The organism is Mesorhizobium sp. M0048 (assembly GCF_040323405.1).
In the GTDB taxonomy this organism is placed as follows: Bacteria; Pseudomonadota; Alphaproteobacteria; order Rhizobiales; family Rhizobiaceae; genus Mesorhizobium.
Genome location: NZ_JAMYUV010000006.1, coordinates 151,494 through 177,394 on the forward strand (window position 1 = coordinate 151,494; position 25,901 = coordinate 177,394).

The 25,901-nt window shown below is 63.2% G+C and carries 19 protein-coding genes; 11 read left to right on the forward strand and 8 right to left on the reverse strand.

The annotated features are described in order from the left end of the window. The first annotated feature begins 3 nt into the window (after nt 1–3). Complete coding sequence (locus NKJ84_RS08905) at nt 4–1,020, forward strand: type II secretion system F family protein (RefSeq protein ID WP_254816298.1); 1,017 nt, start codon at nt 4–6, stop codon at nt 1,018–1,020. A 114-nt stretch (nt 1,021–1,134) separates the two neighbouring features. Here the strand turns inward: NKJ84_RS08905 and NKJ84_RS08910 are convergent, their stop codons facing one another. Next, the gene (locus NKJ84_RS08910; RefSeq protein ID WP_254816398.1) at nt 1,135–1,956 is read right to left on the reverse strand and encodes a tetratricopeptide repeat protein; all 822 of its coding nucleotides are present in this window, start codon (nt 1,954–1,956) and stop codon (nt 1,135–1,137) included. 123 nt (nt 1,957–2,079) lie between these two features. Between NKJ84_RS08910 and NKJ84_RS08915 the strand changes: the two genes are divergently transcribed. The 5 genes from NKJ84_RS08915 to pdeM all read left to right on the forward strand — a co-directional run bounded on the left by NKJ84_RS08915 (nt 2,080) and on the right by pdeM (nt 8,041). Further along, nucleotides 2,080–3,444 carry a leucyl aminopeptidase family protein gene (locus tag NKJ84_RS08915; protein WP_352506160.1) on the forward strand — a complete coding sequence of 455 codons (1,365 nt, stop codon included), beginning with the start codon at nt 2,080–2,082 and terminating at the stop codon, nt 3,442–3,444. Between the two features lie 69 nt (nt 3,445–3,513). After that, entirely contained in the window at nt 3,514–3,864 is a 351-nt protein-coding gene (locus NKJ84_RS08920; RefSeq protein WP_023676939.1) for a MarR family winged helix-turn-helix transcriptional regulator, read from the forward strand. Beyond that, on the forward strand, nt 3,827–4,738 hold the full coding sequence (locus NKJ84_RS08925) for a C40 family peptidase (protein WP_502896125.1): 912 nt from the start codon (nt 3,827–3,829) through the stop codon (nt 4,736–4,738). Before NKJ84_RS08920 ends, NKJ84_RS08925 begins: the two co-directional genes overlap by 38 nt. A 67-nt stretch (nt 4,739–4,805) precedes the next feature. After that, complete coding sequence (locus tag NKJ84_RS08930; protein WP_352506162.1) at nt 4,806–7,328, forward strand: ligase-associated DNA damage response DEXH box helicase; 2,523 nt, start codon at nt 4,806–4,808, stop codon at nt 7,326–7,328. Then, nucleotides 7,325–8,041 (forward strand): ligase-associated DNA damage response endonuclease PdeM, encoded by a 717-nt coding sequence (gene pdeM / locus NKJ84_RS08935; RefSeq protein ID WP_352506163.1) that lies wholly within the window; start codon nt 7,325–7,327, stop codon nt 8,039–8,041. The genes NKJ84_RS08930 and pdeM overlap by 4 nt, the downstream gene beginning before the upstream one ends. 2 nt (nt 8,042–8,043) lie before the next feature. Here the strand turns inward: pdeM and NKJ84_RS08940 are convergent, their stop codons facing one another. The 3 genes from NKJ84_RS08940 to NKJ84_RS08950 are packed head-to-tail and all read right to left on the reverse strand — an operon-like array spanning nt 8,044 to nt 12,654. Then, nucleotides 8,044–8,979 (reverse strand): dimethyl sulfoxide reductase anchor subunit family protein, encoded by a 936-nt coding sequence (locus NKJ84_RS08940; protein WP_352506165.1) that lies wholly within the window; start codon nt 8,977–8,979, stop codon nt 8,044–8,046. Nucleotides 8,980–8,989: 10 nt separating this feature from the next. Then, complete coding sequence (locus NKJ84_RS08945) at nt 8,990–9,724, reverse strand: 4Fe-4S dicluster domain-containing protein (RefSeq protein ID WP_352506166.1); 735 nt, start codon at nt 9,722–9,724, stop codon at nt 8,990–8,992. Continuing rightward, entirely contained in the window at nt 9,721–12,654 is a 2,934-nt protein-coding gene (locus NKJ84_RS08950; RefSeq protein WP_352506167.1) for a molybdopterin oxidoreductase family protein, read from the reverse strand. The genes NKJ84_RS08945 and NKJ84_RS08950 overlap by 4 nt, the downstream gene beginning before the upstream one ends. 279 nt (nt 12,655–12,933) lie before the next feature. Here NKJ84_RS08950 and NKJ84_RS08955 point away from each other — a divergent pair, with 279 nt between their 5' ends. Then, nucleotides 12,934–13,836, forward strand: coding sequence for a LysR substrate-binding domain-containing protein (locus NKJ84_RS08955; RefSeq protein WP_352506168.1), 903 nt, complete (start codon nt 12,934–12,936; stop codon nt 13,834–13,836). Between the two features lie 5 nt (nt 13,837–13,841). Here NKJ84_RS08955 and NKJ84_RS08960 read toward each other — a convergent pair whose 3' ends face one another. From NKJ84_RS08960 to NKJ84_RS08975, 4 genes are all read right to left on the reverse strand, one after another. Next, the gene (locus NKJ84_RS08960; RefSeq protein ID WP_352506169.1) at nt 13,842–15,098 is read right to left on the reverse strand and encodes an Hsp70 family protein; all 1,257 of its coding nucleotides are present in this window, start codon (nt 15,096–15,098) and stop codon (nt 13,842–13,844) included. Between the two features lie 108 nt (nt 15,099–15,206). Continuing rightward, on the reverse strand, nt 15,207–15,998 hold the full coding sequence (locus NKJ84_RS08965) for a TIGR02186 family protein (RefSeq protein ID WP_254816308.1): 792 nt from the start codon (nt 15,996–15,998) through the stop codon (nt 15,207–15,209). Next, nucleotides 15,998–16,921: a sulfite exporter TauE/SafE family protein gene (locus NKJ84_RS08970; RefSeq protein WP_352506170.1), complete on the reverse strand. Its 924-nt coding sequence runs from the start codon at nt 16,919–16,921 to the stop codon at nt 15,998–16,000. Before NKJ84_RS08970 ends, NKJ84_RS08965 begins: the two co-directional genes overlap by 1 nt. Nucleotides 16,922–17,112: 191 nt before the next feature. Continuing rightward, nucleotides 17,113–20,967, reverse strand: coding sequence for a peptidoglycan-binding protein (locus NKJ84_RS08975; RefSeq protein WP_352506171.1), 3,855 nt, complete (start codon nt 20,965–20,967; stop codon nt 17,113–17,115). 552 nt (nt 20,968–21,519) lie between these two features. Between NKJ84_RS08975 and NKJ84_RS08980 the strand changes: the two genes are divergently transcribed. The 4 genes from NKJ84_RS08980 to NKJ84_RS08995 all read left to right on the forward strand — a co-directional run bounded on the left by NKJ84_RS08980 (nt 21,520) and on the right by NKJ84_RS08995 (nt 25,898). Continuing rightward, nucleotides 21,520–21,981, forward strand: coding sequence for a MerR family transcriptional regulator (locus NKJ84_RS08980; RefSeq protein WP_352506231.1), 462 nt, complete (start codon nt 21,520–21,522; stop codon nt 21,979–21,981). A 248-nt stretch (nt 21,982–22,229) separates the two neighbouring features. Continuing rightward, nucleotides 22,230–24,026 carry an acyl-CoA dehydrogenase gene (locus NKJ84_RS08985; RefSeq protein ID WP_352506172.1) on the forward strand — a complete coding sequence of 599 codons (1,797 nt, stop codon included), beginning with the start codon at nt 22,230–22,232 and terminating at the stop codon, nt 24,024–24,026. 238 nt (nt 24,027–24,264) lie between these two features. Continuing rightward, nucleotides 24,265–25,434 (forward strand): acyl-CoA dehydrogenase family protein, encoded by a 1,170-nt coding sequence (locus NKJ84_RS08990; protein WP_352506173.1) that lies wholly within the window; start codon nt 24,265–24,267, stop codon nt 25,432–25,434. 8 nt (nt 25,435–25,442) lie between these two features. Continuing rightward, entirely contained in the window at nt 25,443–25,898 is a 456-nt protein-coding gene (locus tag NKJ84_RS08995) for an OsmC family protein (RefSeq protein ID WP_254816313.1), read from the forward strand. Nucleotides 25,899–25,901 lie beyond the last annotated feature (3 nt).

Consider the following 25,901-nt stretch of genomic DNA (forward strand, 5'->3'; position numbering starts at 1 on the left):
CGTATGACCGATCACGTCGTCAGAACTCTCACCGATCCGTCCCTGCTGATCGCACTGCTGGTCGGAATAGCGGTGTTTGCGACCGTCTTCACGCTGCTGCCCGCCTTTGGCGGGAACCAGCTCAAGGCGCGCATGAAATCCGTGGCGCTGGAGCGCGATGAGCTGCGCGCCAAGCAGCGGGCGCGGCTGGCAATCGAAGCCGACCGCCGCCGCAAGGGCCTGCGCGAAGAACAGTCGGTCGGCATGCGCAATATTGTCGATCGCCTGGATCTCAGGCGTGCGCTGGCGGATGAAGGTACCTTGCAGAAATTGAAAGTGGCGGGTTTTCGCGGGCAAAATCCGCTGACGCGCTTCCTTTTCTTCCGTCTCGTCCTGCCCTTCATCGGCTTTGCATTGGCGGCGATGTATCTGTTCGTGCTCGGCGGATTGCCCGAGCAGCCGTTTTTCGTGAAGCTGTTCGTGTGCATCGTGGTTGCCTATGCGGGGTTCTACGCGCCGGTGCTCTACGTCAACAACCGCGCTACCAAGCGCAAGCAGTCGATTCAGATGGCGTGGCCGGACGCGCTCGACCTGATGCTGATATGCGTCGAGTCCGGCATGTCGGTGGAAGCGGCGCTTCGCAAGGTCGCCGATGAGATCGGCGCGCAATCTGTGGCATTGGCGGAAGAATTCATCCTGACCAACGCCGAGCTTTCCTATCTGCAGGAGCGCAAGCAAGCCTACGAGAACCTTGCAAGCCGAACTGGCCTGGAATCCGTCAGGTCGGTGTCCCAGGCGCTGGTTCAGGCCGAGCGCTACGGCACGCCCGTGGCGCATGCGTTGCGGGTGCTTGCCAGTGAGAGCCGCGACATGCGCATGAATGCCGCCGAGAAGAAGGCGGCCGCGCTGCCGCCGAAGCTCACCGTGCCGATGATCCTGTTCTTCCTGCCGGTACTGTTCGCCATCATTCTTGGTCCCGCCGGCATCCAGGTGAGCCAGCGCGGCATCTTCGGCGACCAGCCGAAATCCAGCAGCGAGTAGCACCAGCGGCGTTGCCAGAAACGCTGATACGATTCAGCCACGCTGCCGGTGCAGCGCGGCTCTTTGCGTTAGACATGTTGCGGAATTCGCGCGCCGGTTCGGCGGTCGAAGCGGTCAGTTGGTGGCAGGCTTTGCCTTGTCCTGGTCCTTGAGCTGGCTCCAGGCATTCTGCTGCGCCAGCATCTGGCGAAGGTAAGCGACGTTAGCCTGCGCCTGATCCGGCGACAGCTCTTGCGAGGCGATCTTCTCGGCCTCGTCGAAACGGCCTTGCAGACCGACGACCAGCGCCAGGTTCTGGCGAACGCGGCTATCTGCATTCGGCTGCTGGGCGGCCGAGCGCATATAGGTTTCGGCCGTGCGCAAATCGCCTTCCAGCACGTACGACATGCCGAGATTGGAAAGGATCGACGGTTCGTTCGGCCTGAGGTCAAGCGCCTTGCGATAGCCTTGGCGCGCCTCATCCTTCTGGCCCAGCTGGTCGAGAATAGCAGCTTCCGCCGACACCAGTTTCCAATCAGGATATTCAGGGGTCTGCGCGCGGCGCACGGCATCGAGAGCCGGTTCGAACTGTCCGTTGGCGGCAAGTGCCTTGCCATAGGCGGCGAGCACGTCGCGGTCCTTCGGCAAGGCGATCGCCAGCTTGCGCATCACCGCAAGCGATTGGTCTGCGTCGCCGTCCATCTGCAGCGCCGCGGCATAATTTGTGGCGATGCGCTTGTCGCTGGGGTTTTTCGCATAGGACTGGCCGAGCGCCATCGTAGCGTTGTGCAGTTCGCCCGCCGACATTGTTTCCAGCGGCCTGCCGCTTGGACGAGAAATCGAACCAGTCGTCAATTTGCTGGTTCCGCAGCCAGCGACGCCTGCGGCAAGCGCCATCATCAACGCCGTGCTGATCAGCCTGTTTGCGCTGGCGTTCATCCTGCGGTTGGTCAGCATCGGCACCAAGGCTCCGTTCATCGCGTGACCATTTGCGTGGTCATCTTCCCTCCCGCAGAAATATTCTGTTAACCCTAACGGAGAGTTAAGAAACGCCGACTCGGAAAACCCGGAGACCAGCGAATGCCTGTCGAACTCGTCGAGAAAGAATTGAGCAATGCGCTGCCGGTCCATCTGGTGGCGAAGGATGCTCTGGCGGCAGCGGGCCTTGCGCCATCCTCGGTCGCCTGGGCCAAGGCCAACGGCTTCTCCGGCGAAGCTGGCAGGACGCTGATCGTGCCTGGCGACAACGGCGCGATTGCCGGAGCCCTGTTCGGCACCGGTGATGACGAGGGCGCACTGGCCGTCGGCGCACTGGCGAGAGCCTTGCCCGCGGGCGACTGGCGTTTTGCGTCGGCACCCGCCAAGCCGGAGCTTACGGCACTCGCCGTGGCGCTCGGCGGCTATGTCTTCACCCGCTACGGCAAGAAGCCAGGCAAGAGCCTTCGCTTCGCGCTGCCGGCAGGCACCGACGCTGCCCGCATCCGCCGCATCGCCAATGGCATTTTCCTGGCGCGCGATCTGGTCAACACGCCGACCAGCGATATGGGCCCCGGCCAGCTGGAAAAAGCCGCCCGGACCTTGGCCGCGACGCACAAGGCCGAAATATCGGTGACCAAAGGCGACGATCTTCTTACCGCCAACTTTCCGATGATCCACGCCGTCGGTCGGGCATCTGCCGACGCGCCGCGCCTGATCGACATGATTTGGGGGCCGAACAATGCCCCCAGGATAACGCTGGTCGGCAAGGGCGTCTGCTTCGATACAGGCGGTCTCGACATCAAGCCGTCCTCGGGCATGCTTTTGATGAAGAAGGACATGGGCGGCGCTGCCAACGTGCTGGGCCTCGCTTCCATGATTATGGCCACCGGGCTGAAGGTCCGGCTACGCGTGCTCATCCCGGCTGTCGAGAATTCGATAGCCGGCAACGCCTTCCGGCCAGGCGACGTGCTGGTGAGCCGCAAGGGCATCACCGTCGAAATCGGCAACACCGACGCCGAAGGACGGCTGGTACTCGCCGATGCCTTGGCCTTGGCCGATGACGAAGAGCCGCAGATGCTGGTCGATATGGCGACGCTGACAGGCGCTGCCCGTGTTGCGCTCGGTCCCGACCTGCCGCCGTTCTACACCGGTGACGAGGCGCTTGCATCCGAGCTGGCGGACGCCTCCGTTGCGGTCGAGGATCCGTTATGGCGCATGCCGTTGTGGAAGCCCTATGACGCCAAGCTGGCGTCGAAGGTGGCCGACATCAACAATGTCACGTCAGACGGTTTCGCCGGCTCGATCACCGCGGCGCTTTTCCTGAAGCGCTTCGTGGAAAAGACCGCCGGCTGGGCGCATGTCGACATCTACGCCTGGAACCCGTCCGACCGCCCGCACGGTCTTGCCGGTGGCGAAGCGCAAGGCATCCGGGCGCTGGAGCAGGCCATTTCGAACCGCTACGGTTGATTCTCGGGCATAGCCGACGAAGGTATTGACTGAAACGGAACCGAAACAATTTTCAGTCATGCTGGACGGATGTCGATTATCATGCGTCCAAGCCAGGCCTTGCGACTATGGCAACAGGTGGTGTTATCCGAGGTGCGTGACGACGCGCCCGATCTCACCATGCGCCAGACGGCGATCCTGTTCACCATCTATCTCGATCCACCGCCACACACGGTGCGGGGGTTAGCCGCCCGCCTCAACGTCACCAAGCCGGTGATCACCCGTGCGCTCGATACGATGGGGGCGCTGAAACTGGTGTCGCGCCACCGCGACGAGCTCGACAAGCGCAACGTGCTGGTCAGGCGCACAGTAGAAGGCGCGCTCTTTGTCGAGCGCTTTGGCGATGTTATCATTGCCAGAGCCCAAGAGTTGCCCATTTGAACGAGTTGCCGATTTGACCGCCAGGGATGCCCGCCTCCATGCCTTCCGCTCCGATCTCGCCGACGCCAGGCTGAAAGGCGAGGTTTCCGCCGACCGTTTCGTCGCCGGCCGGCCGGCTCGCATATCAGCCTCCGTCGCTGACATCCGCAGGGCGCCGCGGCCGGACGCCGGCGTCGATACCCAGCTTCTGTTCGGCGAAGACGTCCTCGTCTTCGAGGACGTTGGGGGCTGGGCCTGGATACAGGCCGAGCGCGACGGCTACGTCGGCTATGTCGCCGACACTGTGCTGGGCGGTCGGGATCATGCGGCCACGCATGTTGTCTCGGTGCCGCGCACTTTCCTGTATCCGGGACCGGATTTGCGGTTCCCGGTGAGCGGGGAGCTCTCGATGGGGTCATTGGTGGCGGTGACGGGCTCAGCGGAAACGCGCGGCACGCATTATGCTCTGCTGCCGTCCGGCCAGGCGGTCATCTCGGGTCATCTCAGGCCTGTCGCCGAGTTTGCCCCCGACTACGTCGCGGTCGCCGAGTCGTTTCTCGGCACGCCCTACCTGTGGGGTGGCGTCTCCGGATTCGGCATCGATTGTTCCGGTCTCGTGCAACTTGCAATGCACATGGCTGGCAGGCAAGTGCTGCGCGACACCGACATGCAGGCGGCGACCGTCGGCGAACCGCTCGATCCCGGGCCGGATTTTGCCGGGTTGCGGCGCGGCGACCTGGTCTTCTGGAAAGGCCACGTCGCGATCATGACGGATCCGGAGACCATGATCCACGCCAACGGCCACACCATGCTGGTGTCGCGCGAAGGAATGAGGGAGGCGGTCGCCCGTATCGGTTATCTCTATGGCGGCCCGACCGGGTTTCGCCGGCCATAACGCGAATCGATCACCTTTTGTTCTGATTCTGCTTGGCGATTGCGCGTCGCCGCGCTACCTCTGGCACGTGACAGAGCAGCCGCGCCTTGCCCAACAGAATGCCGCCGTCGTCCTGCCCGAGCCATTCGTCAAATGGTTTGCGGAAAAGGGCTGGTCGCCGCGCGCTCACCAGATCGATTTGCTGGCCAAAGCCCAGGACGGGCAGTCGGTATTGCTGATCGCCCCGACCGGCGCCGGCAAGACGCTGGCCGGGTTCTTGCCATCGCTGACCGAACTGGCCGGCCGACTGAGGATAAGGCCGGGGCAGGCGCATCGAGGCATCCATACACTCTACATCTCGCCGCTGAAGGCGCTGGCCGTCGACATCGAGCGCAATCTCGGCAAACCCGTCGCAGAAATCGGGCTGCCGGTCACCGTCGAGACGCGCACCGGTGACACGCCCGCACACAAGCGCCAGCGGCAGAAGCTGGCGCCGCCCGACATTCTCCTGACCACGCCCGAGCAATTGGCCCTGCTGATTGCCGCGCCCGATGCCAGGCGCTTCTTCGAGGACCTGCGCTATGTCGTGCTCGACGAATTGCATTCGCTGGTGACCTCGAAGCGCGGGCATCTCCTGTCGCTCGGGCTGGCCCGGCTGCGCTCGTTTGTGCCGGCCCTCCAGACGATAGGCCTGTCGGCGACGGTCGCCGAGCCCGACGAATTGCGGCGGTGGCTGGTCAGCCAGAATCCACCAGGGCCGATGGCCGACCTGATCGTCGTCACCGGCGGCGCCAAGCCCGACATCTCCATTCTCGATTCGGAGGAGCGCGTGCCGTGGGCGGGACATTCGGCCCGCTATGCAACGCCGGAGATCTACAACGAGATCAAGCGCCACAAGACAACCCTGCTGTTCGTCAACACACGCAGCCAGGCGGAGCTGCTGTTCCAGGAGTTGTGGCGGGTCAACGAGGACACCTTGCCGATCGCGCTGCATCACGGTTCGCTCGATGTCGCCCAGCGCCGGCGCGTCGAAAAGGCGATGGGCGAGAATGCCTTGCGTGCGATCGTCGCCACCTCGACGCTCGACCTCGGCATCGACTGGGGCGATGTCGACCTGGTCGTCCATGTCGGCGCGCCGAAAGGTGCCAGCCGGCTGGCGCAGCGCATCGGCCGCGCCAACCACCGTATGGACGAGCCGTCCAAGGCGATCCTGATTCCGGCCAACCGCTTCGAGGTGCTGGAATGCAGGGCGGCGCTCGATGCCAATTATCTCGGTGCCCAGGATACGCCGCCGCTGGTCAATGGCGGGCTCGACGTGCTGGCGCAGCACGTGCTGGGCTGTGCCTGCGGTGCGCCGTTCCATGCCGATGCGCTGTTTGGGGAAGTGCGGACGGCAGCACCCTACGCCAATCTCGATCGGCCGACATTCGATCGCGTCATCGATTTCGTCGCCACTGGCGGCTATGCGCTGAAGAACTACGAGCGCTATGCCCGCATCCGGTTGAACAAGGACGGGCTGTGGCGGGTCTCAAATCCTCGCGTCGCCCAGCAATACCGGCTCAATGTCGGCACCATCATCGAAGTGCCGGCGCTCAACGTCCGCTACGTCCAGGCCGGCAGCAGAGGCGCGGCTTCGCGTGGCGGCCGGGTTCTGGGCAAGATCGAGGAGGCGTTCCTCGAAACGCTGACGCATGGCGACACCTTCATGTTCGCCGGCAAGGTGCTGCGCTTCGAAGGTATCCGCGAGAATGAGTGCTTTGTCTCGAATGCACCCGGCAGCGACGCCAAGGTCCCGTATTACGGCGGTGGCAAATTCCCGCTTTCGACGTACCTGGCCGAACAGGTCCGCGCCATGCTGGACGATCCGCAGCGCTGGAAGAAGCTGCCGGAGCAGGTCGCCGACTGGCTTCGTTTCCAGGCCGACAAGTCGGTGCTGCCGAAACGCGACGATCTGCTGATCGAGACTTTTCCGCGCGGCAACCGCTACTATCTGGTGGCCTATCCGTTCGAGGGCAGGCTGGCGCACCAGACGCTCGGCATGCTGCTCACCCGCCGCCTCGACAGGGCGGGAGCCAAGCCGCTCGGCTTCGTCGCCACAGACTATGCGCTTGCCATATGGTCGCTTGCCGATATGGGCCGGATGTTCAGGGCGAAGAAACCGTCGCTGGCAGCGCTCTTCGATGAGGACATGCTGGGCGACGACCTCGAAGCTTGGCTCGCCGGCAGTTGGTTGTTGAAGCGCACCTTTCGCAATTGCGCGCTGATCTCGGGATTAATCGAGAAACGCCACCCGGGCCAAGAGAAGAGCGGCCGCCAGGTGACCGTGTCGACGGATCTCATCTACGACGTGCTGCGCAGCCATGAGCCTGACCATATCCTGCTGCAGGCGACGCGTGCCGACGCCGCGACCGGTCTGCTGGATGTCAGCAGACTTGCCGAGATGCTCTCGCGCGTCCAGGGCCGAATCATGCATAGGAACCTCGAGCAGATATCGCCGCTCGCCGTGCCGATCATGCTCGAGATCGGCAAAATGCCTGTGCACGGCGAGGCCGATGACACGCTGCTGATGGATGCAGCCACGCTGGTCGAGGAGGCCATGGGGACGAAATGACTGTCGCGCTGGCCATGGCTGCACCTCTGGCGGAGGTGGGTTCTGTCGATATCGCCGGCGAACGCGCGGTCTGCGACCGCCGCGGCGTGCTCTACTTTCCCGAATTCCGGCTTCTGGCCGTGTCCGACCTGCATCTGGAAAAAGGCTCCTCGCTGGCCAGGCGCGGCACGCTGGTTCCCCCTTACGACACCGGAGCCACGTTACTCCGCTTGCAAGCGGTAATCGCCGACTACCAACCTTCGATCGTCATCAGCCTGGGCGACAGTTTTCACGATGGCGGCGGCGCTGCGCGCATGCACGCAAGCTTTCGCGAAAGGCTGGAAGGCCTGATGGTTGGGCGCGACTGGTTCTGGGTCACCGGCAATCATGATCCTGAAGCACCGGCCGACCTGCCCGGCGAGACCGTGCGCGAATTGGCCATCGGCTCTCTGCTCTTCCGGCACGAGCCTTCGGCGGTAAGGGTGGAGGGCGAGATATCAGGCCATCTGCATCCTTGCGCCCGCATCGTGCAGCAAGGCCGCTCGGTGCGGCGGCGCTGCTTTGCCGGCGATGGCGGCCGCATGATCATGCCGGCCTTCGGCGCCTATACCGGCTCGCTCAATCTGCTTGATCGCGCCTATGCCGGGCTGTTCCGCCGTGAAACGCTGATGGCCTACATGCTTGGCACCGAACGCATCTTCGCGATTTCCCACGCGATGCTCAGGCCGGGCTGAACCTACCTGCCGTAGTACAAAGTGACGGTGTGCTTGGCCTCGGCGAAGAACAGCCAGCGCTCGACCAGCATGCCGGCGAGTTGGGCGATCGCGGCGAGCATCGACGAAACCGCCGCATAGGGCCACGGCAGGGCGAACGCCGCCACCAACAGCAACGCAGGCAAAGCAAAGGCCAGCACCTGCGTGATCTGGCGTAGCCGCACGCTGTGCTTGCGCGCGATGCGGAAGCCCATCTCCTTGAGCAAGTAGTTTTCCTCGGTATGCGGCCATTCCATCGACCGCACCGTGCCGCCGGCCAGACCCGTCGCCGTGTTGGCTGTGGTCGGGATTTCCAGCCGGTCGTTGTACCGCCAGGTCGCCAGCTTCCAGCCCCAGCCGAGCACGGTCAGCAATAGGGCAGCCGCGAGAAGCGTATTCGAGCCGACGGCAAAACCCTGCAGCAGCGCATTGAGCAGCACGCAGCCGGTCATTGCCGAAAAGATCAGATAGCCGGGCAGGGTGAAGCGGCTGTGCCATTGGGCGATAGGCTTCAACGACGCGTAGATCATGCCGGTGGTGCAGACGGTTGCGACCGCGCCGATGGCAGCGAGCAGCCCGGCGACAGCCACCCAGCCGCTCGTACGGCCGAGGACCACCCAGCCAATACCGAACAGTCCCGCCGGCATGAAGGTCGCAACCGACGCAACGCCTTCGCGTGACAGCCAGGAGCTTCGCCATTGCGAGAAGGCACGCCAGGCGCGTTCGGGACGGCCGAGATGGCCGGCCGACGACAGCAGGCCTGCCGAGATCAGGCCAAGCGCCAGCCCCATGCCGGTGAGGCCAAGCCAGAAATCGGGCGGGATAAAGCCCTGTCCGGCGAGCACGCCAAGTAGTGCGAGCAGGCCGTAACCGGCGCCCGTGGCGGTGGTGAAAAAGACGACGGAGAATGCTGGATGCATGAGACGCGGGTTAGTTCGAAAGCATGCGGTCGACCCAGCCGAGGAAGCCGCCTTCGGCCCGCACCGCTTCAAGCGCCGGCGCCGGCACCGATGCGGCGCGGGTGGTGTGGGCACGTGGCGGCAGATATTTGTTGGTCGGCTTATAGCCCATTTCCGGCATCAGATCGACACCGCCGCGCTCGGCCACCAGTTGCGAGATAGCCGATGCCGGATCGCCCAGATCGCCGAAATGCCGCGCGCTGGTCGGGCAAGCAGCGACGCAGGCCGGAACGCGATCTTCTTCCGCCAGATTGTTGTTGTAGATACGGTCGACGCACAGCGTGCATTTCTTCATCACGCCGACATCGGTGTCGAACTCGCGCGCGCCATAGGGGCAGGCCCAGCTGCACAATTTGCAGCCAATGCACTTGTCCTCGTCGACCAGCACAATGCCGTCCGAGGCCCGTTTGTAGGAGGCGCCGGTCGGACATACGGTGACACAGGCCGGTGTCTCGCAATGCAGACAGGAGCGCGGGAAATTGACCGTGCGCCCACCCATCTCAGTCATGTGCTCATAGCTGTGCACGCGGTTGAACCAGACCCCGTCGGCGTCGCCGCCATACGGATCGATGTCGGTCAGCGGCGCCATGTGGCCGCCGGTGTTCCATTCCTTGCAGGCGGTGACGCAGGCCTGACAGCCGACACAGGTGTCGAGATCGATGACCAGGCCGAGCTTCTTGTCGGTTTGGGCGGGAAGGCAGGTCATGGTCTGGCAGCTTCTCTTTCCCGGCGGAACTCTGCGCCGAAAGTGAGCTTGTCAGGCGAGGGTTCGAAATGCGGCGGCTGCCGGAACCGCTCGAACTGCGGCTCGGTGAAGCCGCCTTCCTCGGCCGCGCATTTGACGATGCGCACGCGCAGGTCGAACCACGCCGCCTGGCCGGTCACCGGATCGGAATTCGAATAGCGTTTGCCGCTGGCATCGGCGGAGGTCTGGTCGCCGATGATGTGGTTGAGCAGGAAGCCGCGATTGGATTCGGCCGCGCCATCCTTGAGCCCCCAGCTGCCGCGACGCTTGCCGATCGCATTCCACGTCCACACCGTATCGGCGTTGACGCCGTCGACCAGCTTGATCTGTCCTTTGACCTTGCCGTTGATGCTCTCGATCCACACCCAGTCGTTATCGACAAGCCCGAGGCTGGCGGCGGTCCGGTGATGCACGAACAGCCGGTTCTGGCTGGTGATCTGCCTTAGCCAGGCATTCTGCGAGCCCCAGGAATGATACATGTGCATTGGCCGCTGCGTCAGCGCGTGCAGCGGATAGGCTTGGCTGTCAACCGCAGTCTCTTCGAAGGGCGCATACCAGAACGGCAGCGGATCCATATAGGTCTCGATGCGGCTACGCTCGGCTTCCGGCGGCAGCACCCGGCCATGGCCGCGCGCCGCCAGGCGGAAGCGCTGCATCGGCTCGGAATAGAGTTGGAACACGATCGGCTCGGCTTTCGGGATGAAGCCCATGCTCTCGGCGAAGTCGAGATAGGAGCGGTTTGCCATCTTGTAGTAGCGCTGATCGGCGGCGAAATCCTGGTGCCAGAAGCCGCCATTGTCGATGTAGCGCTGCAACTGGTCGGGATTGACGTCGCCCTTGCCGACCAGGGTCCCGTCCTTGCCGCGCCAGCCGGCGAGTGGACCGACACCTGGCGTACGCTCGTGATTGACGATGTAGTCGGCATAGTCGCGGTATTTGGCGGAGCCGTCGTCATCGACGAAACCGGGCAGACCGAGCCGCGCGCCGAGTTCGATCAGCACCGTCTGGAACGGCCTGACGTCGCGGTCCGGCTCGACGACGGGATGGCGGATGGCGTCGCCCGGACCGTCGGCGTGGCTGATCGGCCGGTCGAGCAGACTGATACAGTCATGACGCTCGAGATAGGTCGTGTCCGGCAGCACCAGATCGGCAAAGGGCACGGTCTCGGAATAATAAGCGTCGGAATAGATGATGAACGGGATCTTGTACTCGCCCGCCGCATCGATATCGGTCAGCATCGCCATCGTCTCGACCGTATTCATCGACGAGTTCCAGGCCATGTTGGACATGTACATGAACAGAGTGTCGATCTTGTAGGGATCGCCTGCCCAGGCGTTACGGATGACCGTGTGCATGAGCCCATGAGCGGCCAGCGGCGCGTCCCAGGAGTATGCCTTGTCGATACGAACAGGCCTGCTGCCTTCATCGATCAGCAGGTCCTCAGGTCCGCAGACGAAGCCGAGCGGCATGCCTTCGAGCGGTGTCATCGGCTTCACATTCTTGCCGGCGGGCTTTGGACCCGGCGGCGCGGACCGCGGATAAGGCGGTTTGAAGCGGAAGCCGCCCGGCACGTCCACCGTGCCGAGAAGCACCTGAAGCAGATGAATGGCGCGGCAAGTGTGAAACCCGTTCGAATGGGCCGAGATGCCGCGCATCGCATGCATCGACATCGGCCGACCCTTGATGGTCTTGTGCCGGCGGCCGGCCCAGTCCGTCCAGGCCACCGGCAGTTCGATTTGCTGTTCGAAGGCGACATGAGCGAGTTCTGCAGCAATGCGTCGGATCGTGTCGGCGGAGATGCCGCACCGGTCAGCGACGGCGTCGGGTGAATAGCACTCGTCCAGATAGCGGTCGGCGACGAGTTGGAAGACCGGCACGCAGCGGCGGCTGTCGACGAGAACGCTGCCGGTCAGTGCGGGCTTTGCGTCGGTATCGCCGGCGTCGACAGGCGTCTTCGCCACCCTGTCCCAAGCCAGCGGATTGCCGTCGCCGTCGCGCATGAACAGCCCGTCATCGGCGGCTCCAGGCTCCTGAATGACCAGGATGTGGGCGTTGGTGTAGCGCAAGAGGTAGTCGAGATCGACGCGCCCTGCCTTCAGCAATTCGTGGATGAGGGCGAACACAAACAGGCCGTCGGTGCCGGGCCGGATGCCGATCCAGTCGTCGGCAATCGCGTTGTAGCCGGTGCGGCAGGGATTGATTGAAACCACCTTGGCGCCGCGCGCCTTGAGCTTGCCGAGGCCGATCTTGATCGGATTGGAATCATGGTCTTCGGCAACCCCGAACAGCATGAAATACTTGGTGTTGTCCCAGTCGGGCTCGCCGAACTCCCAGAACGAGCCGCCAATCGTGTAGAGGCCGCCGGCTGCCATGTTCACCGAGCAGAAACCGCCATGGGCCGCGAAGTTCGGCGTGCCGAACTGGCTCGCCCACCAACCGGTCAGCGATTGCGACTGGTCGCGGCCGGTGAAGAAGGCGAGTTTCTTCGGATCGGTCTGGCGGATGTTCGAAAGCCGCTCTGTCGCGAGCGACAAAGCTTCCTCCCACTCGATCTCGCGGAACTCGCCCGAGCCGCGCAGTCCGGTGCGCAGCAATGGTTTCGTCAGCCGGGCCGGGCTGTAATGCTGCATGATGCCGGCGCTGCCTTTGCCGCACAGCACGCCGCGATTGACCGGATGATCCTTGTTGCCGTTGATGTAGCGGACCTTGCCATCTTTGATATGGACGTCGATGCCGCAGCGGCAGGCGCACATATAGCAGGTGGTCTTGGCGATGCTGTCGGAGACATCAGGCGAAGTATCGACGCCGTCGCGTTCAGCGGGCGCTCGCGTATCGGCAAGCGGCCGTTGTGATGGTGCCGAATTAGCTCCGCGCAGCAGGTTGTTGGTCATGATCCGGTGATGCTCTTGCGCCCCGCGAACTTGGCTCTCGTCTTCGGGCCTGGGCCGCGCATGTAATGCTCTTCCGGGCGATAGCGTTCACCCAAGAGCCGCCGCCGCAGGCTGCGGGTCCAGTGCGCAAACACGGATTTGAACCGCCCCACCAATTTTACCCTCGACTGCTCTGGCGCGACTTTTTTCCAATTTCGAGCCAAAATTTAGAACAAAGCGACCGATCCGTCTAACAACTTGCTCTTGTAATTCCAATCGGATTTGCTTCTTAGTGTCGGAATGACCCTGGACCAGTTGCGGATCTTCGTCGCCGTCGCCGAACGGGCGCACATGACCAAAGCGGCCGAGTTGCTGGGCATCTCACAGTCGGCCGCATCCGCCGCGATCCGCTCGCTCGAACAGCAGCATGGCGTCCAGTTGTTCAACCGCGTCGGCCGCAACATCGAGCTCGCCGAAACCGGACGCCGATTCTTGCCCGAGGCCAAGGCGGTCCTCGAGCGGGCTGCGGCCGCCCACAACGTGCTGGAGCATGTCTCGCAAACGATCACCGGCAGTCTCTCGATCGCTGCCAGCCAGACCATTGCCAGCTATTGGCTGCCGCGCCGGCTTGCCTCTTTCCACGAAGCCTATCCTGCCGTCAGGCTGAGCGTGAGCATTGGCAACACCAGGCAGGTCGAGACCAATGTACTTGATGGCGCAGCCGATTTTGGCCTGGTCGAGGGGCGCACCGAATCCGACATTTTGCGGCGTGCCAAGGTCGATATCGATCGCATGATGCTGGTCGTGGCGCGCTCGCACCCTGAGATCGCGGAAGTTTCGCCTGGACATCCCGATCTTGGCGGGCTTCGCTGGATCATTCGCGAAGGCGGTTCGGGCACGCGCGAGGCGCTGGAGGACCTTGCCCGACGCGACGGGATTTCGTTCGCGGACCTGCAGATATTCCTGGTATTGCCGAGTAATGAGGCTATTCGCCAGGCGGTCGAGGCCGGCGCCGGCGCCAGCATCATCTCGGAACTCGTCGCCGCCCGCGCGGTCGCCGAAGGTAGCCTGCGTTCTGTGCCGGTCGATCTGCCGAAGCGCGAATTTGCCATGATCACGCATCGCGACCGGCAGCCGAGCCTGGCCCAGATGGCGCTCAAGGCGCATCTTGGCGGCAAAGCTGAGAGACTCGCGCCGCTTTAAGCCGATCAGCCGAACTTCCGCTGCGCGTCGAGCGCCAGCCCAAGCCCGACCGAGCCGAACACATCGCCTTGGATTACCGACGCCTGCGGCACCAGCGCCAGGATCCGCTGCCTGGCCAGCGGGATCGCGGTCGATCCGCCGGTCAAGAACAACGCGGTGATGTCCGAGGCCTTCACCTGTGCGTCGCGGATGGTCTGCTCGACTGTAGCCGCAACACGCTCAATGTCTCTGGCTATGGTGGCTTCGAGACCCTTGCGCGTGATTTCTGCCGTGAACCTCACCTCTGGCAGCGCGACCTCGACATCGGCCGACGAACGGTCCGTCAGCTCGATCTTGGCCTTTTCGACCAGCGCCGCCAGCGCGTGGCCGTAACGATGCTCGACGATGTGGATGAAGCGGTCGACCAGGTCTGCGCGCTCCGCCTCATAGCGGATCTGGCGCAGATGCGTCATCGCCCTCGCGGTATAGACCAGGTTGATGCGCTGCCACGTCGCCAGGTCGATGAAGTAGCTCGCCGGCAGATTACGTTTGCCATCCTTGGTCAGTGAGAGATAGCCGAGCTGCGGCATCACATGGGCGATGCTCAACAGCCGGTCGAAGTCGGTGCCGCCGATGTGGATGCCGCGGCTGGCCAGGATGTCGTCTTTGCGGTCAAGCGAGCGGGCGCGCTCGGGCGAGACGCGCACGATTGAGAAGTCGGACGTGCCGCCGCCCATGTCGACGATCAGCGCTAGTTCCTCGCGCGTCACCTTTTGTTCGTAGTCGAGTGCCGCGGCAATCGGTTCGAACTGGAAGGCGATGTGCTTGAAGCCGTGGGCACGAGCGGCATTTTCGAGTTCGTGCTCCGCCTTCGCGTCAGCCTCGGCATCGTCGTCGACGAACTGCACGGGCCGTCCCAGCACGACGCTGTCGACCGCGTCATGGGCCTCTTCTTCCAGCTTCTTTTTCAGATGGCCGACGAACAGGCCGACAATCTCCATGAAGCCGATCGAACGCGCCTTGATGCGCGTCTTTTCGTGGGCGAGCGAGCTGCCGAGCACACTCTTCAACGAGCGCATCAGGCGGCCTTCGATACTGTCCGTATAGTTGGCAAGGGCGCGTCGCCCGAAATAGGTGCGGTTGTCCTCGAAATTGAAAAACACCGCACTGGGCAGCGTGACCTGGCCGTCTTCCAACGCCACCAGCCGCGGCTGCCCGTTCCTGACCACGCTGACAGTGGAATTCGAAGTGCCGAAGTCGATCCCGGCGAATGCTGGTCGCATCGTGCGTTCCTGTATTTCTGATTTGGGGAGCAGCAGCTCGTGTCCGGTCGGGCCGGGGGTCGCGGTCTAACCCATACCCTCGGAAAGGGAAACCACTTTTACGAGAGTTCAGTCTTTCCTGAAGACCAGTCTTCCGAGCCAGCCTGTCAGCATGGCCAACGATACGGCAAAGACACCGTAGAGGAACGAGTAGTCGTGGGCGACGCGGAAGATCGACTGTTCGAAACCGGACTTGCGGATTTCGAGCTGGGCGGAGCTTTCCTTGATGAACAGGCCGCTCTTGAACAGGAAGGCGCGGGCCTTATGGGTGCCGACCGGAACGTTTGGGGCGAGCCTGACGGTGGCGCGGAACAGGTTCTGCGACAGGAACTGCACACCGCCGACATTCTCGCTGTAGAGGCCGGTCGCCGACTTGCGTTCGCGCAGCGCGGCGGTGAACTCCTCGATTGTCGCCGGGCTGTCGCCGGCGTCGGCTGGCTGCAAATAGAGGTTCGAGGCGCCAAGCGACAGCTGCTTGTAGCTGTTCGGATCGGTGACGTCCTGCAGCGGCCGGGTCGTCGCCACCGAATAGGAGACAGGTACGTTTTTGAAGGTCTCCGACTCCAGATTGACCCAGACGCCGAGCACCCGGTCCTTGCGGCGCACGACGACCGGTCGGGCCGGGCCTTCCAGCACGACGATCACGTCGTAGCGCCCTTGCCGCGCGACAAGCGGATCCGCATTTTCCAACGAGCCGAAGATGGTCAGGTCGGCGCCGGAAAAGCCGGCGGTAATCGAGACATTGTCGGTCGAAAGGCCGATCTGGATATTTTCGGTCAGAGGCGCCTGCGCCTTCGCTGGTGGCGCAGCCGGCAGCAGCGACAGCAAGGCGGCGGCCGCGAGCGTCCTTAAGCCAGCCATCAGCTCAGGCCCACGCCGGACAGCGAATAGAGGTTGGGTGGCGTGACGAAGAGATCGATGGCAAGCCGGATGGCGACCGCCAGCACCAGCAGCGCCAGCAGCGCCCTGAGTTGCTCGCCTCGCAGCCGCTGACCGGCCTTGGCGCCATATTGCGCGCCGGCTACGCCGCCTGCCATCAACAGGAAAGCGAGCATGACGTCGACGGTCTGGTTGGTGGTGGCGTGGACCAGCGTGGTGTAGGCCGAGGTGAAGATGATCTGGAACAGCGAGGTGCCGATGACCACGTTGGTAGGCACCTTCAAAAGGTAGATCAGGGCCGGCACCATGATGAAGCCGCCGCCGACGCCCATGATCGACGACAGGAAGCCAATCGCCGCGCCCAGCCCAAGCACCGGAATGACGCTGACGAAGAGCTTTGAGGCCCTGAACCGCATCTTCAGCGGCAGGCGGTGGATCCAATTGTGCTGGCCGGATTTCTTCAACACCGGTGCGGCGCCGCTGCGAGTGGCGCGCAATGCATTGACACTCTCGACGAGCATCAGTCCGCCGACAGTGCCGAGCAGCAGGACGTAGAGCAGCGAGATAAACAGGTCGAGCTGGCCGAGCCGGCGCAGGAGCGCAAAGACATAGATACCACCGGTCGAGCCGACGATACCGCCGGCTAAAAGCACGCCGCCAAGCTTGAAGTCGAGCGTGCCGCGCTTCATGTGCGACAGGGCGCCGGAGAAGGAGGAGGCGATGACCTGGTTGGCGCCGGTGGCGACCGCGATTGCCGGCGGTATGTTGTAGAAGATCAGCAGCGGCGTAATGAGAAAGCCGCCGCCCACGCCGAACATGCCCGACAGGAAACCCACCGCCGCACCCATGGCCAGCAGCACGAAGATGTTGACGGAAATTTCCGCGATCGGGAGATAGATGCCCACCCGTCAGTCTCGATCAGTTTGCCTCCTGGCGAATGCAACCGTTGCGGGCATTTTGCGCCAAAAGGCTATTTCGTTCTTGCGCCGGCCGGGCGGTGAAGTCAAACTTCGCCGCGCCGCCGAAACAAAAAACAACTCAATCAGTTAACAGGCAAATCTGTGGCAAGGGCGTCGCGGAAACGACGCATCCGCCGTTATTTACGCGCGAGCAGCGCCTTGACCAGCTTTTCGTCGATCGCGCCGGTTGCCCTCATATCGTTGTCGGCCTGGAAGGCCATGATTGCGTTCTTGGTTTTCAGGCCCATCATGCCGTCGGGATTGCCGGCCTCGTAGCCGTTCTTGTTGAGAATGCGCTGGATGTTCTGGACCGCTTTCTTCATATCGATGCCGGCGGTCGTCTGCGGTGTGCCGTCCTGCCACGATTCAGGAATGTCGGCCGAATTGGCGGCTGGATCGAGCGGCTTGGCTTTCCACAGTTCAGCCGCGGCCCGCGCACGCTCCAACTGCTCGGGCCTCAGCGCCTTGGCGATCTCGTCGCGCTTGGCCGCTGCATCCTTGTCGCCGGTCTTGGCGACGAGCGCGAACCATTTATAGCTCTCCTCGAGATTCTGCTTCATGCCGACACCCTTCGCCGCGAGGATGCCGAGGTTGAACTGGCTGTCCTTGACGCCGAGATCCGCCGCCGCCTGGAACCAGCGTGCTGCCGATTCGTTGTCGGTCACGCCGTCCGCCGCCATCGCAAACAGCACGGCAAGATTGTGCATTGCGCTGGCATTGCCCTGCTCTGCGGCAAGCTGGTACCAGGTCTTCGCTTTCTTGATGTCGCGTGCGACGCCGATGCCCTTCTCGTAGAAGTTGCCGATGCGGTATTCTGCCGGTGCGAAACCGAGTTCGGCAGCTTTCTCATACCATTTGGCCGCCGCCGTCATGTCTTCCTTAACGCCGCGCGACTCGGCGTAACGCGAGCCGATCTCGAACAGCGCCTTGGCGTCGCCGCCGGCCGCTGCATCGCGCAGGGCGGCCGGCCCGGCATCGGCCGGAACGTCGATCTTGGCAACGCCTGCCGGGGCAGCATCCGCCGGCGGCACAGTGCCGGTCGTGTCCTGCGTGGCAGCGGGGGCAATAGCAGGCGCGGCAGCCTTTGGCTCGGCGGTCGCCGCTGCCGGCGCGGGCACTGCGGCCGTGGTGTCTGGCGCCGCCAGGTCAGCGGACGCTCCGGAAGGCGAGGGCGCCGTCGATGCCTCGGCTGCCGGTGTGGCGGGGCCGGTTTGCGCCGCCGTGTCGTCCTTGGTCATCGATGCGGATGGCTCGGCCTGCCTGACGGTGGGCGACGGCTCGCTCTCCTGTGTTGTTGTCTGCGCGTCCGCCTTCGGCTCGCTGGCAACGCTGGCCAATGCGGTTTCCACCGGCTGTACGGGCACGGCCGGCGCCGCCTCATTGTCGGCGACTTCGACCGGGTCGGAGAAGAAGGCTTTGCCCAGTTGCAGGCCGGCAAGCGCCAGCATGATGGCGATTGCCCCCATCAGGATCGGCTTGCGCCGCGCCTTGAGCAGGTCGCCGATCCTGAGTGCCTTGACCGGGCCTTTCATCGTCGACTGGCGCTTGAGGGCGTCCGCCTCGGCGGCCGCCGCTTGCGCGGCCCTTCTGGCTGCCGCGATGAAGTCCGATTTCGCCGCCTCGGCGCTGCCTTCTCTGGCCGGCTGCCCGCGCTCGTCGCGCACGCGCTTCATGATGGCGCTGAGGTCGGGTGCGCCGGAGCCGGGTTCCAGTGGCCGGTTGGCGAGCTTGGGGTCGAGGGGCTCGTCGAGATCGACGCTCGGTATCTCGGCGCTCGGCGCCGAGCCTGCAAGCGGCGGCGTCTCGGCCTCCTTCTTGCCCTTCAGGGCGCGCGCCAGCCCGCCTAACATCGATTTCCTGCCGCCGCCTTGTTCGTTCTTTTCACGTGTCGTGTCTGAACCGAGAGCCGCCAGTGCGGCTGCGGCGGCGGCCTCGGCCGGCGTTCGCGGACCTGGCTCTCCGCGCACGAGCGCCGCGGCGCGGCCGTCGAGATCGGCCATGTTACCCGTTAACGGCAGCGACTGGTCGATGTCCATCGACGGTGCGTCCTGCACCGAGATCTTGGATGCCCGGCCGGAGCGCTTACTCAACTCGGCGCTTGCCGGTTCGCTGGTCTCCAGTGAACCAAGCCTGTCAACGATCTTGAGCAGCGTATCGTGGATAGCCTCGAACGTCCTCGAATTGCGCTCGTCCGAACGGCGCGTCAGCGCCTCGAGCGTCTTCAGGTCCTGGGCGAGGCCGGTAACGGCCGCCGTGTTGGCGCTTGATCCGGCCAGCGAGCGGACGGCACTCTCGGCCGCCTCGCGCGCCGCGCCGAGGATGGAATCGCGGGTTCCGGCCAGCGATTTCTCGATTTCGTTGAGACGCGGGCTGATGTCGTCGAATTCCGGCAGCGGCGTGCCGGGCTTGGAAAGGTGCGCCGTCAGGCCGGCGACCTGCGCTTCGAGGCTGCGGATCAAAGCCGGGTCGATGCTGGCGACTTGTGCGGCGGACGAATCCAGCCGGCTTGAGATGTCTTCGAGCCGACTCTCCAGGCCGCGGATCGCCGCCTCGTTGGCGGGATCTGGAACGCGTGTCTCCATCCGCTTGGCCAGCGCGGTGAAGCGGGCGTCGATGGCATCCATAATGTCGGCGTTGTCGACCTGCGGCATGCGCTGGTCCAGCCTGTCGGCGACCTCGTCCAACCGGCGCTCGAGGTCGCGAAACAGCATGTTGCCTTGTTCGATGGCGTCGCCCTGGCGGCGTTCCATCATGCTGGATAGCACGTCGAAGCGCTGCTCGAGCCCCTGGAAGATGTAATCGGCGTCGGGCATGGCCGGTGCGTGGTCGATCTTGTCGGAGATAAGCGCGATTTGCCTGGCAAGGCGCTCCATCGCCTGTTCCGGCAGATTGGCTCGGCCGGCCAGTTCGTCCACGCGGCTCGACAATGTGTTGAGCCGGTCGATGACCTCCCGGCCCGGACGATCCTGCGACACTTCTTCGATTTGCTGGGCCAGTGAATCGATCCGCTTCTCGATGCGTTCGAAGGGCTCGGGGTCGAACGAATTGGCTTGCGCGGCAACCGTCGAGGCGACGATCGCGCGGGAAATCTCGTCGAGCCGCTCGTCGATCTGGCTGAATGTGTCGCTGCCGCGATTGTCCTGCTGGCGGGCGAAATGATCGACCGCTCCGGCAAGCGTGCGGACCTTTTCTTCGAGCGAGCGCAGCGACAGCGATTCCGGCAGATTGCTGACGGCATTGCTGATCTGTTCGAGCCGCTCCGTCAGCGCCGACAGGCCGGGTGCGTCGGAGCGCTTGCGCTGATCGGCGTCGACGCGGTCCTCGAAGGCAGTCCAGCGGCGGTCGAATTCGTCCCAGCGGCGGCCGACCGCCTGCACGCTCTCCTCGCGCGCTAGCGTATCGAGCGCGGCCTTGACCTGCTCAAGCTCGAGCCGCAGCATATTGACGCTTCTGTCGTCGCTTTTTTCGGCCAGTGTCTGGATGGCGCCGGAAAGCCGCTCGAACTCGACGCCGAGTTCGGCGCTGCCTTTGCCGCCGCCATTTGACTGGAAGGCTCGCTCAATATTCTTGCGGAGTACGTCGAACTCGCGTTGCAGGCCGGAGGTCATCTGCTGGCGCAGCTCTTCGCGCAGGCCGCGCAATTCCCCGGCGATCTTGCCGGCTAAGGCGACGCTGTCCTCCTGACCGCGCACCCGGTCGATATCGCGGGCGATCGCCTGGTAGTTCTGGTCGAAGGCCGCTGCGGGACCTTTCGGCTGCTGCGCCTCGCGTGGGTCTTCATACCGGCGCTGCTGGCCATAGGGTTGAGCGCTGGGATAGCGCGGTTCTGCCGCGGGTCGGCGCGGATCGGGGTGGTTTGTCGTCTCCTCGCGCGTCCGCTCCAGCCGCTGCTCCAGAGTTTCCAGGGAGCGGTTGAGCTCTTCAAGCGTCGTGTGCGGCCGGCGTTGCCTGCCGGCGTTGAGTGTATCGAGGTAGGACCGCTTGCTGTTCATCAATGCGCCCGTTTCAGAATTGCTGGCTTTCACCAGGTTCCCAAAGTCCTGCCGGGACGAAGGCGACTGCGTGGCTTGTTGCAGTGGAAGACGAGCTTCCCGGGTCTCATCCGCGCTCCGAAAACCGTGAAAAATTCAATACAGGATAGACACGGGTAACCGACATGCGCACATTTCGCCCCAACGTGGTAAACAACGCGTTAACCAAGCTTAAGAAGTTGCAACTTTGTCGGCTGGCTGCGGACGGCGCCGGGTGTCTTCTATTGGACGCACAACAGACGCCGTGGAAGTTTGATCAGCCGCATGATCGTCCCCGAAATCGGCAACGACTTTTTAGGTCATCCGCCGGCGCTGCGGCATAAAGTTCCAAACCTAGAACGCTCTTGCGTGGTAAGGCGGCTATCGATATAGAATTGACGTAAACGTAAATGAGCGGATTACGCCGTTTGCGATTTGTTAGCTGAAACCACGAGTGGAAGCACGCCCCCGCTTTCACTCAGGCGACGCAAGGTCCGCGACCGCGACGCCACCAGACGGGGAAAGCCAGTGACCATGAAACTTATTTCGCCCGGTCAAGCCGCGGCCAATACCAACGATATGTCGAGCGAAACCGGTGAAGAGCTTGTCCGCATCGGCGAAATGGCCAAGAAATACGGAGTGACGCTGCGTACGCTGCGTTTCTATGAGGACAAGGGTTTACTCAACCCGCAGCGCGACGGCTCGACCCGCCTCTATACGCGCCGCGACAGGGCCCGGCTGAAGCTGATCCTGCTTGGCCGCAAGGTCGGATTCTCGCTGCGTGACGTCAAGCAGATGATGGACCTCTACGATCCGAACGGCTCCAACACAAAGCAATTGCGGCTGGCGCTCGACAAGTCGGAGAAGCAGCTTGCCCGTCTGCAGAAGCAGCGGGCGCTGATCGACGATGCCATCAGCGAACTGAGTGCTTCGATGTTGACTGTCCGGCAAATGCTGATCGAGCGCTCGACGCCGCAGGCCAGCGTGGCGAGCTAAACTAAGCTTTCGATTTCCGACGGATAAGAGCCGCGCGGCTTTCGCTGCGGGGTTCTTCGTCGTTTGCCGTCCTTCGCCGTTTGCGGTCTTGGCGCGCGGGAGAAAATTCGTCGCACCGCAGAATTGACGTTTACGCAAACGTCAACATTTGGTATCTCCGACCCGTCATACTGGCCCGCCTGCTATCCTCATACACTGGTACACTGGGGCTGATTTCGGGGCCAAGACCGCATGGTGGAGGAAAACGCATGCCGATCTACAAGGCGCCGATCCGGGACACGCTGTTCGTGCTGAACGAAGTGCTGGGGTATCAGCGCTATTCCAATCTTCCCGGATTTTCCGACGCCACGCCGGATGTGCTCGAGGCCATCCTTGCCGAAGGGGCGAAACTCGCTGAAAACGTGATGCAGCCGCTGAACCGTGTCGGCGACACGGAAGGTTGCGTGCGCCATGACGACGGTTCGGTAACGACGCCGAAAGGCTTCAAGGAGGCCTTCGACCAGTATCGCGAAGGCGGCTGGATGGGGCTCGCCGCACCTGTCGAGTTTGGCGGGCAAGGCTTGCCCTACGCGGTGCACACCGCGGTTGCCGAATACATGGTGTCGGCCAATATGTCGCTCATGATGTATGCCGGCCTGACGCAAGGCGCGATCGCTGCGATCATCACCCATGGCACCAAAGAGCAGAAGGCAACATGGTTGCCGAAGCTGGTCGAGGGCGCCTGGACCGGCACCATGAATCTGACCGAGCCGCACTGCGGAACCGATCTTGGCCTGCTGCGCACCAAGGCCGTCCCAAATGGCGACGGCACCTACAGGATCTCCGGCCAGAAGATCTTCATCTCGGCCGGCGAGCATGACATGTCGGACAATATCGTCCACCTGGTGCTGGCCCGTATCGAGGGCGCGCCGGATGGCGTGAAGGGCATCTCCCTGTTCATCGTACCGAAGTTCAAGCTCGATGTCTCAGGCAATCCCGGCGAGAAGAACACCGTCTCCTGTGGCTCGATCGAGGAGAAGATGGGTATCCATGGCAACTCGACCTGCGTCATGAATTACGACGACGCTGAAGGCACGCTGCTCGGCGAGGCCAATGGCGGGCTGAAAGCAATGTTCACCATGATGAATGAGGCGCGGCTTGGCGTCGGCCTGCAGGGGCTCTCACTATCGGAGGTCGCCTATCAGAATGCGGTTTCCTACGCCAAGGACCGTCTGCAGGGCCGCTCGCTGTCAGGACCGAAGGCGCCGGACAGGAAGGCCGATCCGATCATCGTCCATCCGGACATCCGCCGCAGCCTGATGACCATGAAGGCGTTCAACGAGGCCGGCCGCGCGCTGGCGCTGTGGACGGCGATCAAGTCCGACATCGCTCACCGCTCCGGTGACGACAAAGATCGCCAGGTCGCAGACGACTATACCGGCCTGATGACGCCGGTGGTCAAGGGCGTGCTCACCGACAAGGGTTTCGATCATGCGGTAATGGCGCAGCAGGTGTTCGGCGGCCACGGCTATATAGAAGAACACGGCATGAGCCAGTTCGTCCGCGATGCCCGCATCGCCATGATTTATGAGGGTGCCAACGGCATCCAGGCGCTCGACCTCGTCGGCCGCAAGCTGGCCTTGAATGGCGGCCGCGCGGTCCAGGTCTTCTTTAGGGAAGTCGGAGAGTTCTGCGAGGAGAACCGCACCGATGAGAAGATGGCGCCCTTCACCAAGGCGCTTAAAGAGGGCCTCGACGATCTGCAGGCGGCGACGATGTGGCTGGTGCAGAACGGCATAGCCAAGCCCGACAATGCGGGTGCCGCCTCGACCGACTACATGCATCTCTTCGGCCTGGTGGCGCTGGGCTATATGTGGGCCCGGATGGCCAAGGTGGCCGCAGCGAAATTGGCTGATGGTCCCGACGGCGCTTCGTCTTTCTACGACAACAAGCTGGTGACGGCGCGCTTCTTCATAGAGCGGATCATGCCGGAGACGTCGGCGCATCTTGCCCGCATCTCCAGCGGTGCCGACACATTGATGGCACTGGCGGCGGAAGCGTTCTAGCTTCGGCGTTCCCCTGCCCCTCGAGGGGAGGGTGGCCCGAAGGGCCGGGAGGGGTCCTGCCTGCAGTGCGCCGACCTCCATTCTGGTGCATGCCTTGGAGGAAAATGATCGCAATGCCGTGGCACATGGCGCAGGTTGTAAAAGATAAGGTCGAGCAAGTCATCGGCGACTCCACCCGGCCGCTTCGCGGCCACCCTCGTCTCGAGGGGGAGGGGGACGTCGGCGCGAGGGAGAAACCATGACCAACCCCGCCGAAATCCTGGGCCTTCCCAAGCCCGTCTGGGCGGCGGACGAGGTCGGCATGCTTTACGACATGGCGCACCGCTTCATGTCGGAAGAGATCGCGCCGCGTTACGACGAGTTCGAGAAGAACGAGATGGTCGACCGCGAAAGCTGGCAGAAGGCGGGTGCTGCCGGACTGCTGTGCGCCTCGATGCCGGAGGAATATGGCGGATCGGGCGGCACCTTCGCACATGAGAGCGCCATCATCGAGGCGATCGGCCATGTCGGCGTCGACGGGTTCGGCATTGGCCTGCACAATTCGATCGTTGCCCCCTATGTCCTCCACTACGGCTCGGAGGAGCAGAAGAAGAGGTGGCTGCCGAGGCTGGCGACCGGCGAACTGATCGGCGCCATCGCCATGACTGAGCCGGGTGCGGGCTCAGACCTGCAGGGCATCAAGATGCACGCCGAACAGGACGGCAACCGGTACAAGCTCAACGGCTCGAAGACCTTTATCACCAACGGCCAGCTCGCCAATTTCATCATCGTCGTTGCCAAGACCGATCCTGAGAAGGGCGCCAAGGGCATCTCGCTGATCGTCGTCGAGACTGACGAGGTGGAGGGTTTCGCGCGTGGCCGTAACCTCGACAAGATCGGCCTCAAGGCCAACGACACGTCGGAACTGTTCTTCAACGACGTGCGTGTGCCGACCTCGAACCTGCTCGGCAATGACGAAGGCCAGGGCTTCGTCCAGTTGATGCAACAATTGCCGCAGGAGCGGCTGCAGATCGGCACCACTGCTATTGCCATGGTCGAGCGGGCTCTGGCGCTTACCATCGACTACGTCAAGGAGCGCAAGGCCTTCGGCAAGGCCATCATCGAATTCCAGAACACCCAGTTCAAGCTTGCCGAATTGAAGACCGAGGCGACCATCGGCCGCGTCTTCTATAATGACTGCGTTGCCCGCCATATTAACGGTGGCCTCGACCCGGTGACGGCTTCGATGGCCAAATACTGGCTGTCAGACCTGCAAGGAAAAGTCGTCGACGAATGCCTTCAATTGCATGGCGGCTATGGCTACATGAATGAATATCCGATCGCCCGCATGTTCCGCGATGCCCGCGTCCAGCGCATCTACGGCGGCACCAACGAGATCATGAAATTGCTGATCGGGCGGAGCCTTTAGGAGGTCGCATGTCGAAGCATTTTGCTGGGCTTCGCTGGAAGTCGGGGGCACGGGAGGATTTCCTTTCCGGCCGCTATTCCCGGGTCCATGAACTTCATTTTGATGGTGGCGCGGTCATCTCCGCTTCCGCATCGCCGTCGATTGTGCCGGCACCTTTTAGCGATGCAACGATCGTCGATCCGGAAGAACTGTTCGTCGCTTCGCTTTCTTCTTGCCACATGCTCTGGTTCTTGGATCTGGCAAAACGCGCTAAGCTCAATGTCCGATCTTATCACGACGAAGCCGAAGGCCTGATGGCCAAGAATGCTGAGGGGCGCACAGCCATCACACATGTCACCCTTCGGCCGCTCGTCGAATGCGACGCAGATGCGGCTATGATCGAGAGTATTCATCACAAGGCGCACGACGCCTGTTTCATCGCCAATTCGGTGCGGACCGAAGTGGTGGTCGAGCCCCGATTTTAGATC

Excerpts from the sequence above, each read along its gene's own strand:
- pdeM (WP_352506163.1), top strand. The coding sequence starts at position 7,325 with ATGACTGTCGCGCTGGCCATGGCTGCACCTCTGGCGGAGGTGGGTTCT.
- NKJ84_RS08975 (WP_352506171.1), bottom strand. The coding sequence starts at position 20,967 with ATGAACAGCAAGCGGTCCTACCTCGATACACTCAACGCCGGCAGGCAA.
- NKJ84_RS08985 (WP_352506172.1), top strand. The coding sequence starts at position 22,230 with ATGCCGATCTACAAGGCGCCGATCCGGGACACGCTGTTCGTGCTGAAC.
- NKJ84_RS08995 (WP_254816313.1), top strand. The coding sequence starts at position 25,443 with ATGTCGAAGCATTTTGCTGGGCTTCGCTGGAAGTCGGGGGCACGGGAG.
- NKJ84_RS08955 (WP_352506168.1), top strand. The coding sequence starts at position 12,934 with ATGACCCTGGACCAGTTGCGGATCTTCGTCGCCGTCGCCGAACGGGCG.
- NKJ84_RS08960 (WP_352506169.1), bottom strand. The coding sequence starts at position 15,098 with ATGCGACCAGCATTCGCCGGGATCGACTTCGGCACTTCGAATTCCACT.
- NKJ84_RS08920 (WP_023676939.1), top strand. The coding sequence starts at position 3,514 with ATGTCGATTATCATGCGTCCAAGCCAGGCCTTGCGACTATGGCAACAG.
- NKJ84_RS08965 (WP_254816308.1), bottom strand. The coding sequence starts at position 15,998 with ATGGCTGGCTTAAGGACGCTCGCGGCCGCCGCCTTGCTGTCGCTGCTG.
- NKJ84_RS08990 (WP_352506173.1), top strand. The coding sequence starts at position 24,265 with ATGACCAACCCCGCCGAAATCCTGGGCCTTCCCAAGCCCGTCTGGGCG.
- NKJ84_RS08905 (WP_254816298.1), top strand. The coding sequence starts at position 4 with ATGACCGATCACGTCGTCAGAACTCTCACCGATCCGTCCCTGCTGATC.
- NKJ84_RS08940 (WP_352506165.1), bottom strand. The coding sequence starts at position 8,979 with ATGCATCCAGCATTCTCCGTCGTCTTTTTCACCACCGCCACGGGCGCC.
- NKJ84_RS08945 (WP_352506166.1), bottom strand. The coding sequence starts at position 9,724 with ATGACCTGCCTTCCCGCCCAAACCGACAAGAAGCTCGGCCTGGTCATC.
- NKJ84_RS08925 (WP_502896125.1), top strand. The coding sequence starts at position 3,827 with ATGTTATCATTGCCAGAGCCCAAGAGTTGCCCATTTGAACGAGTTGCC.
- NKJ84_RS08980 (WP_352506231.1), top strand. The coding sequence starts at position 21,520 with ATGAAACTTATTTCGCCCGGTCAAGCCGCGGCCAATACCAACGATATG.
- NKJ84_RS08910 (WP_254816398.1), bottom strand. The coding sequence starts at position 1,956 with ATGCTGACCAACCGCAGGATGAACGCCAGCGCAAACAGGCTGATCAGC.
- NKJ84_RS08915 (WP_352506160.1), top strand. The coding sequence starts at position 2,080 with ATGCCTGTCGAACTCGTCGAGAAAGAATTGAGCAATGCGCTGCCGGTC.
- NKJ84_RS08950 (WP_352506167.1), bottom strand. The coding sequence starts at position 12,654 with ATGACCAACAACCTGCTGCGCGGAGCTAATTCGGCACCATCACAACGG.